General features: G+C 58.9%; 6 protein-coding genes. 5 read left to right on the forward strand and 1 reads right to left on the reverse strand.

Annotated features, from left to right (window positions below; translation table 11 throughout):
* Positions 1-214: 214 nt before the first annotated feature.
* Positions 215-2,626 (reverse strand): transketolase, encoded by a 2,412-nt coding sequence (locus ABID19_RS34035; protein WP_263807271.1) that lies wholly within the window; start codon positions 2,624-2,626, stop codon positions 215-217.
* A 122-nt stretch (positions 2,627-2,748) separates the two neighbouring features.
* On the opposite strand from ABID19_RS34035, the gene ABID19_RS34040 reads away from it, so the two are divergent.
* From ABID19_RS34040 to ABID19_RS34060, 5 genes are all read left to right on the forward strand, one after another.
* Entirely contained in the window at positions 2,749-3,216 is a 468-nt protein-coding gene (locus ABID19_RS34040; RefSeq protein ID WP_263807270.1) for an Lrp/AsnC family transcriptional regulator, read from the forward strand.
* Between the two features lie 563 nt (positions 3,217-3,779).
* Complete coding sequence (locus ABID19_RS34045; protein WP_263807269.1) at positions 3,780-5,390, forward strand: ABC transporter substrate-binding protein; 1,611 nt, start codon at positions 3,780-3,782, stop codon at positions 5,388-5,390.
* Positions 5,390-6,331 carry an ABC transporter permease gene (locus ABID19_RS34050; RefSeq protein ID WP_263807273.1) on the forward strand — a complete coding sequence of 314 codons (942 nt, stop codon included), beginning with the start codon at positions 5,390-5,392 and terminating at the stop codon, positions 6,329-6,331. The genes ABID19_RS34045 and ABID19_RS34050 overlap by 1 nt, the downstream gene beginning before the upstream one ends.
* 1 nt (position 6,332) lies before the next feature.
* A complete protein-coding gene (locus tag ABID19_RS34055; protein ID WP_263807268.1) occupies positions 6,333-7,214 on the forward strand; it encodes an ABC transporter permease in 882 nt (293 codons plus the stop codon).
* A 1-nt stretch (position 7,215) separates the two neighbouring features.
* On the forward strand, positions 7,216-7,723 hold a 508-nt coding region (locus tag ABID19_RS34060), incomplete at its 3' end, for an ABC transporter ATP-binding protein (protein WP_354494836.1).

Genomic DNA, 7,723 nt, shown 5'->3' on the forward strand with positions numbered 1-7,723 from the left:
GCCAATAGGTGTTGCGGTCCAAGTGATTGAGCACTTGCTGGGGTGACAAGGTGGGCATGGCTATATCGCTTTCATAGCTTGAATGGACTGCTTGCCTCAGATCGCACTGGATACCGATGTCCAAGCTCGCTCCCCCGAGCCGTGACCACAATTCGAGGCCTCGATGGCGATTACGCTTCTATAAACGTGGCTTGTTCGCATCGCTATCTCCACACTACAAAGAACGCATTCCCACACGGTAAGGATAGCTGCCCTGCGTGAGCTTCGCCGCTGCCTCGGCAATCGACGCTGCGTCGATGCCGTAGTGACGATAGAGGTCGGCGACGGTCCCGGTCTGGCCAAAATGTTCGACACCAAGACTTGTTGTGCGGTGGCCGCATACGCTGCCCAACCACGAGAGCGTGGCGGGATGCCCATCAATGACAGTGATGATTCGGCAATGCAGCGGCAGAGTACCGAGGAGGCGTTCTACATGACTGATCGCGGCGGGGTTTCTGCGGGCCCGCGCACGTTGTGCCGCCTGCCATCCGGCATTGAGCCGGTCGGTCGATGTGATCGACAGGACTCCGATATCGCGCCTTAGATCGCAAAGCATTCCTGCTGCAGCAATCGCCTCGGTGCCGACCGTCCCCTGATAGGCAATAACAAGGTCAGCGTTCGGCCCAGGTTCCTTCAGCCAGGTTCCCCCGTCGATCACCTCTTGGGCGAAATGTGGGTTTGGTTTGCGGCCCGGCTGCTCAATCTGACGGGTACTGAGGCGAAGGTAAACCGAGCCGCCGGTTTCGTCGCGCAGCCATGTGCGCTCGTCGGGATCGCCCTCCCCGTCACGCTGCAGGTAGTCGAAGGCCCACGCCATGATGATTGCGAGTTCGTCCGCGAAGGCCGGCTCAAAGCTCGCCAGCCCGTCCTGGCTCATGCCGATCAGCGGCTGAGCGATCGACTGATGCGCACCGCCCTCACTTGAAAGCGAAACGCCAGACGGCGTGCCGACGACGATGAAGCGGGCATCCTGGTAGCACGCATAGTTCAATGCATCGAGGCCGCGCGACACGAAGGGATCGTAGAGCGTACCGATCGGCAGCAGCCGCTCGCCGAACAGGGAATGGGAAAGCCCGGCCGCGCCCAACAACAGGAACAGATTCATCTCCGCGATGCCAAGCTCGATGTGCTGGCCCTTAGGCGAGAAATCCCATTTCTGCGCGCTCGGGATGCGCTGGTCGCGGAAGACGTCAGCGAGCTCCCGACGCGCGAACAGACGGCGGCGATTGACCCACGGCCCTAGATTGGTCGAAACCGTCACGTCCGGCGAGGTCGTGACAATGCGGGCGGCGAGTTCGCTGTCGGACTTGCCGATTGCGTCGAGAATACGGCCGAAGGCGGCCTGGGTCGAAATCGGCTCCCGCACCGCGGCCGGGCTGACGGCAACGGTCTGCGGCACCTCGATGCGGTCCGCCTGGTGGCGTCGGCGACCCATGGCAAAGAACGGTACGGAGTCGAGGAAAGCTTGCATCTCGGCGGCCGAGCCGCCCAGCCCCTCGAACCGCTCCCATTCGTGGCCCGGCCGTACCTTCATTTGTTCCTGAAACGCCTGCATCTGCGCAGAGGTCATTAGCCCGGAATGATTGTCCTTGTGGCCGGCGAGCGGCGTACCATAACCCTTTACGGTGTAGGCGATGAAGACGGTCGGACGGTCGTGGTTGATCCCGTTGAAAGTTTCGCTCAGCGTCTCGAGACAGTGCCCGCCGAGATTGTTCATTAGCACCGACAGTTCTTCATCGGAGCGCCGATCGATCAGAGCACTTACATTACCTTGGTCGCCAAGATCGTCGAGAAGACGCTTGCGCCAGGCGCCGCCGCCCTGGAACAACAGCGCCGAATAGAGCTGATTCGAGCAGGCGTCGATCCATTCCCTGAGCGCCTTTCCGCCGGGCTCTTCGAAGGCAGCACGCTGCAATGCGCCATATTTGAGCGTAACGACATCCCAGCCGAATGCTCTGAACACCATCTCTATTCGATCGCAGAGACCCTCGCGCACCACCCCGTCGAGGCTCTGGCGGTTGTAGTCGATGATCCACCAACAATTGCGCAGGTCGTGCTTCCAGCCTTCTTGTAGCGCCTCGTAGACATTACCCTCGTCCAGTTCGGCGTCGCCGACCAGCGCGATCATCCGGCCGGGTTTATCATCGGCGGCGCTCCAGCCTTTGGCGGCGATGTAGTCTTGGATCAATGATGCAAACGGCGTGATCCCGACACCGAGTCCGACGGAGCCCGTCGAGAAATCGACATCGTCCACATCCTTCGTGCGGCTAGGGTATGATTGAGCACCTTGATAGCCGCGGAAGTTCTGCAGCTTCTCAAGTGTCTGATTCCCCATCAGATATTGGATCGCATGAAAGACCGGTGATGCGTGAGGCTTGACAGCGACGCGATCCTGCGGCCGCAAGACATCAAAATATAGCGCAGTCATTATCGACACCATCGAGGCCGAAGATGCCTGGTGGCCGCCAACCTTGACGCCGTCCACTTTCTCGCGCCGGTTCGCCTGATCGATCATCCAGCAGGCGAGCCAGAGAGTCTTCCTTTCCAGTCGCAGGAGCGTTTTGAGGTCACGGGTTGCCTTGGTCATTTCACGGTTTCTCTCACTGCGGTCCTGGCAATTTACCGCGCCTTTCGCGATATTTCCTTGCTATTCCCCCTGCGCCTGGACAACTTTTCGCCAGAAACTGCCACAACTGGATCGGAATGCAGATGACATCTGCCAAGTTGGATTCGATGGACCGCAAGATGCTGCGTCAATTGCAGGCCAATGCCCGATTGACCAACCAAGAGCTAAGCGAAAAGGTGGGCCTGAGCCCATCCCCATGCCTACGACGCCTGCGCCGATTGGAATCCGAGGGGATCATCACGGGCTACTCCGCGATACTCGACGAGGAAAAACTGGGTCTGCCAGTCGCGATTTTCATGTCTGTGAAATTGGAGCGCCAGATCGATTCCGCACTCGTCGCCTTCGAAACCGAGATCATGAAGCATCCTGAAGTTATCGACTGTTGGCTAATGACGGGCGACAACGACTATCTCCTTCGAGTTTTGACATCCGGGTTGAAAGAGTATGAGACATTTCTGACAGGGACGCTGACTAAGATTCCCGGAATCGCCTCCATCCAGTCTTCGGTTTCGCTCAGGCGTGTAAAATCTTCGGCATCGGGCATCGTGTAGCGCATGCATGTCCCACAGCATTGCGACACCGTTCGCTGATCAAGGCAGGAGAGCAAAGCCCTCTGAGCTAAAAGGGTTGAAGACCCATTGTTGATTTCCGCCCCTCTATGAAGCGGCCCAATCTCAGAACCGTCTGGCGGTAGATTGTTGCCAGTAATGCGGAATTAGGAACTCGCTTCATCTCTCGTTGGCGGCAGGGATACTCATCTCTGAACCTTGGGAAGTAGCGCTCCGGAGCAGGCAACAAGGTTCCGGCCCCCGGTCGTCTGTTATGCACCGTCAGGATTTGAACTGATACGGTTAGAGGTCCTTGGATAAGCCATACCCGGAGGCCCCTGGCAGCGGCGGGTGGTAGATAAGCCGCTTCTATGTTTAACGCTTGACAAAAGACCACGAATTGACATTACGTCAAAGAGCGGTACTCAGCCGGAAGAACGATGGTAAGTTTGGAGGAAAGTAGAAACTGCGCTCACCGAGTGGTCCGATGCCGAACTAAGTACAGCAAACGCGTAGCTATCCGCCGCGACGGTGGGCAAGTTCAAGCAAAAAAAGGGGAACTGAACATGGCAATCTCTCGACGCGATTTGATTAAGGTGGGCCTTGCCACCGGAACGGCTTTGTCGATCCCGTCCGTCCTGCGGGCGCAGATGGCACCAGCCGAGGCCCGAACTGTTCGCATGGTATTCGGCACCGGCCTCACCGTGTTCGACCCGATCTACTCGACGTCTTATGACGCTGGCAATCATGGATTGGCGATTTACGACATGCTGTTCTCTCCAGACTCCAAGTTTGTTCCGCAGCCGCAAATGGTGGGGAAGTGGGGCGTTTCCGAGGACAAGAAGACCTATACGTTCGAGCTCCGGGACGGTCTCGGCTGGCACGACGGCACACCTGTGACTGCAGCGGACTGTGTCGCCTCGATCCGTCGCTGGGCCCAGGTCAATACCGGGGGACAATTACTCATGGAACGAGCCCGTGATATTTCGAAGAAGGACGACAGGACTTTTACGATAGCGCTGAAGGAGCCGCTGGGGCTTCTGATCGATATTCTGGCGAGTGCCGGGACACCGTGCCTGTTTATCATGCGCGAGAAGGATGCAGATCGCCCCGCAACCGTGCAGATAACCGCGAACATCGGATCGGGCCCGTTCAAATTCAATGAAGCGCTCGCAAAGCCAGGCGCAAGTTTCACCTACGACCGCAACGAGAAGTATGTATCACGCAGCGAGTCCCCCGATGGATGGGCGGGCGGGAAAATCGTCAAGGTCGACCGTGTCATCTGGGACACTATATCCGACCAGCAGACAGTTATCGGAGCCCTGCAAGCGGGTGAAGTTGACTTCGTTGAGTCGCCGCCGCTCGATCTACTGTCCGTAATAGAAAGCGATCCCAATCTTGAACTTCAGATCCTCAACAAAGGGGGGTTTGACTGGTACATGCGTCTAAACTTTCTGCAGAAGCCATTCGACAACGTGAAGGCACGCCAAGCCATGCTTCATCTCGTTGATCAGGAGGCTTTCATGCGCGTCATGTCCCCCGATCCAAAATATGGACACACCCTCACTTCGATATTTGGGAACAATTCGTCGTATAGTAACGACGAAAATACTAGCTGGTTCAAGAAAGGCGGTGATCCGGAAAAGGCGAGGCAACTCTTCAAGGAGGCAGGGTATGCTGGCGAGAAGGTTGTTATTCTAGCGCCGACGGACTGGCCGGAAGCCAACAATGCCTCGCAGCTTCTCGCGGGTGCCTTGCGAGAAGTTGGGGTCAATGCCGAACTCGCATCGAGCGACTGGGCTGGGCTCGTCGCGCGCCGGGCAAACAAGGGGCCGGCTGAGGACGGCGGCTGGAGCATTTTCATCACGGGCAGTTCCGCTTACGCCGACACGGATCCAATCAGCAACGTCGCCCTAGCCGCGAATGGCGAGAAGGCCTTTTTCGGTTGGCCGAAGAACGACGAATATGAGGCGCTGCGAGCCAAATGGGCAGATATCGAAACGCTTGAAGAACGCAAAACGCTGGCCCGCGACATGCAGCGGCTCTGGTGGGACTTCGTCGGCTGCGTTATGTTGGGTCAATCGGTCTCGCCAATCGCGCGCCGCAAGACGCTCACAGGCTTCCTCGAGACGCCGAGTCTCGTCCCGATGTGGAATCTGCAGAAAGCCTCAGCCTGATGGTGGCTTACGTTCTTCGCAGAATGGTTTCGACCATCGCCGTCATGGCGATGGTCGGGATCTTTGTTTTCCTACTTCTCAGGCTGGCGCCAGGCGATCCGGCGGCCATGATCGCCGGCAAGTCGGCCACGGCGGAGATGATCGCCGGCATCCGTGAGACGCTAGGGCTAAATGATCCTATGCCAGTTCAGTTCATACGCTGGGTGCGGAATATGCTCGGCGGCGATTTCGGCATCTCGATCTTTTCTGGACGACCGGTTCTTGAACTCATCTCGCAGCGGCTTGGGCCGACCCTTTCCCTGTCGATCCTCACGATGATCCTTTCTGTGTCGGTCGGGGTCTCTTTCGGTATCCTTGCCGCATGGCGAACTGGCGGTCTCGTCGACCGCGTCCTGGCGGCCTTTTCGGCATTTGGTTATTCCGTCCCGGTCTTTGTCATCGGTTATTTTCTTATATACTTCTTCGCTTTCAGGATGCACTGGCTGCCGGTGCAGGGATATGTGACGATCGATGGTGGCATCGGGCCTTGGTTTGTGCACCTGGTCCTGCCCACAGTGGCGCTAAGTCTTGGCTACATTGCATTCATCGCCCGGGTTACGCGGGCGAGCATGCTCGAGGTCCTATCGGAAGACTATATGCGAACGGCCGCTGCCAAGGGCGCTTCGTCCTATGCCATGCTTTTCCACCATGCTCTGAAGAATGCCGGCGTCCCCATTCTGACCGTCATCGGCATAAGCTTCGCCTACATGATCGGCGGGGTTGTCCTCACGGAAACGGTATTCAACATCCCCGGTATCGGTCGTCTGGTCGTCGATGCCATCAACAATCGCGACTATCCCATCATCCAGAGCGTGCTCATCCTGACTTCGGGTCTGTACGTCCTGATCAACCTCACGGTCGATCTGGCCTACACGCTGATCGATCCCCGGATCCGATACTGATATGACGCTCCTCTCCGCACCAGTTGAAGCCGTGCCGATGGGTCGACTCCAGCTGTCCGATCTTCCCCGTCTGGCAAGGCGACACCCGCTGGTCCTGGTCGGCGGCGGCCTGTTGATGCTGTTGATCATTCTGGCGCTCGCTGCCCCGCTTTACGCCGGCGATCCGCTGAGCATGGACCCATTCAAACGGCTCCAACCGCCTTCCGCGGAGTTCTGGTTCGGGAGCGATAATCTGGGCCGGGACGTTTTTGCGCGAACGATCTTCGGCGCCCGGATCTCCCTCCTGGTGGGATTGATGTCGGCGGCATGCGCGGCACTTGCCGGGGCTCTGACCGGTGTCATCGCCGGCTACAGCCGCAGCTTCGACAACGTCGTCATGCGGGTCATGGATGGCCTGATGTCGATCCCGACGATTCTGCTGGCGATCGCGCTCATTTCTCTGACAGGGCCCGGAATAGGCATCCTCATCGTTGCGATCGCGATTCCCGAGACGCCAGCAGTCGCGCGGCTGGTTCGTTCGGTGGTTCTGGGTGTCCGCGAGCGTCCCTATGTGGAGGCCGCGCTCTGCGGCGGTGCGCGCCTGCCGAGGGTACTATGGCGGCACATCCTGCCGAGCACCATTCCGCCGCTTATGGTCCAGGGCGCTACCGTCTGCGCTAGCGCGATCATGACGGAGGCGGGGCTGAGCTTCCTCGGCGTGGGCGTGCCGCCCGAGATTCCGAGCTGGGGCAACATGATCGCCAGTTCGCGCCTGTATCTCGCCATCGCGCCCTTGACGATCTTCGCCCCCGGTATCTGTCTTGCCGTCACAGTCCTTGCCGTCAACCTGCTCGGGGATGGCCTGCGTGACCTGTTCGACCCCCGCGCGAAGCGGAGGCGCTAACATGCAGATGCATCAAACAGCAGGCAACGACGTGCTTCTCGACGTTCGAGACCTTGAGACGCACTTTTACGGCGAGGAAAACGTAACCCGCGCCCTCGGCGGCATCAGCTTCCAGGTGAAAAAAGGCGAGACGCTCGGCGTCGTCGGCGAATCCGGATGCGGGAAGAGCGTCACCGCTCTCTCCATTCTTCGTTTGCTGCCGAAGCTGACCGCCAGGACTGTCGGTGGCGAGGTCCGCTTTCACGGACGCGACATCCTTGAGCTGTCCGATCGGGAGATGCGAAAGATCCGCGGCGACCAGATCGCCATGATCTTCCAGGAGCCGATGACGAGCCTGAACCCCGTCTATACGGTCGGCCACCAGATCGCAGAGGCGGTGCAGATCCACACGAATGCGTCCCGCTCGGTGGCGATGGCGAAGGCCGAAGAGATGCTTCGTCTCGTCCGCATCGCGGACCCCGAGCGCCGCGTCAACAACTATCCTCACGAAATGTCGGGCGGGATGCGCC

It is taken from the genome of Mesorhizobium robiniae (assembly GCF_040545535.1).
GTDB lineage: Bacteria > Pseudomonadota > Alphaproteobacteria > Rhizobiales > Rhizobiaceae > Mesorhizobium > Mesorhizobium robiniae.